2 protein-coding genes are annotated in these 1,426 nt (G+C 70.5%); both read left to right on the top strand.

What is annotated here, in order from left to right; genetic code table 11:
• Window positions 1–1,035, top strand: a 1,035-nt coding sequence (locus tag MTF69_RS42620; RefSeq protein ID WP_243342207.1) for a beta-ketoacyl reductase, incomplete at its 5' end; no start/stop codon positions are given.
• Window positions 1,036–1,085: 50 nt separating this feature from the next.
• Window positions 1,086–1,426 (top strand): beta-ketoacyl synthase N-terminal-like domain-containing protein (locus MTF69_RS42615; protein ID WP_374325834.1); only part of this gene is annotated, 341 nt, incomplete at its 3' end.

Genomic DNA, 1,426 nt, shown 5'->3' with positions numbered 1-1,426 from the left:
CCCAAAACCGACGCCGCCCACAACCTCCACGAAGCCACCCGACACCACAACCTCACCACCTTCATCCTCTTCTCGTCGATCCAGGGGCTGCTGGGCGGAGCGGGGCAGGCCAACTATGCGGCGGCCAACGCCTACCTGGACGCGCTCGCCCAGCACCGCCGGACGCTCGGCCTGCCCGCCCTCTCGCTGGCCTGGGGCCCGTGGGCCGAAGGGGGCATGGCGGCCGAGCTGAGCGAGGCCGACAGGAACCGGTTCACCCGGACCGGCATGGTGCCCATCGATCCGGCCTACGGCCTGGAGCTGTTCGACACCGCGCTCGCGCTCGACGTCTCCGGTGCCGTACCGCTGCCGCTCGACTCGGCCGCGCTCAGGGCCCAGGGCCCGGAACTGCCCGCGCTGCTGCGCGGTCTGGTCCGTACCCCGGCGCGCAGAGCGGCAGCGGCGGCGAACGTAGGCGGTGCCGAAGCGGCCGGCCCGTCCCTCACGCAGCGGCTGGCTGGTCTCACGCCGGAGGAGCAGGATGAGCTGCTGGTCAATCTGGTACGCGGTGAAGTCGCCGCCACCCTCGACTACAGCGGCTCGGACGCGGTCGACGGCCGGCGCGGCTTCAAGGAACTCGGCATCGACTCCCTCACCGCCGTCGAACTCCGCAACCGCCTCAACAAGACCACCGGACTACGTCTGCCCGCCACCCTCGTCTTCGACTACCCCAGCCCCCTCGCCGTGGCCGAACACCTGCGTGCCGAACTGGCCCCCGCGACCGGCACGGACGGCATGAGGCAGGAAGCCTCGGCCGGCGGCCGGCTCGCGGACGGCGACATCCGGAAGATGCTCACCACACTGTCCATCGACCGACTGCGCGGCTCCGGCCTGCTGGACGAGCTGCTGAAGCTCACCGGACTGGCCGCCCCTGACGGAAGCGACGCGTCCGGCGGCAACGGCGCCGCGGGCCCGGACGGCAGCGAAGACATCGACATCGACGCCCTGGACGTGGACGCCCTCGTCCGGATGGCTCGCGAGAGCCTCGGATCCTGAAGAGTCCTGGAGACACGAACACCATGAACAACACCTCGTCCGAAGCGGTCGTGGCGGCACTGCGGGACTCTCTCAAGGAGGCCGGCCGGCTTCGGCAGCAGAACCAAGAGCTGCTCGCCGCTTCCCGTGAGCCCATCGCCATCGTCGGAATGAGCTGCCGCTACCCCGGTGGCGTGTCCTCGCCCGAGGGCCTCTGGGAGCTTCTGGAGCAGGGTACGGACGCCGTCTCGCCCTTCCCAGTAGACCGGGGCTGGGACCTTGACCGGCTGCACGACACGGACCCGGACCGGCCTGGCACCTCGTATACGCGGGAAGGCGGATTCCTGCACGAGGCGGCCGATTTCGATGCCGAGTTCTTCGGGATCTCGCCGCGCGAGGCACTGGCCATGGA

This window comes from Streptomyces sp. AP-93 (assembly GCF_022808175.1).
Lineage (GTDB): Bacteria > Actinomycetota > Actinomycetes > Streptomycetales > Streptomycetaceae > Streptomyces.
The sequence above is the reverse complement of the archived record's forward strand: the minus strand, read 5'-3'. Positions and strand labels throughout refer to the sequence as shown.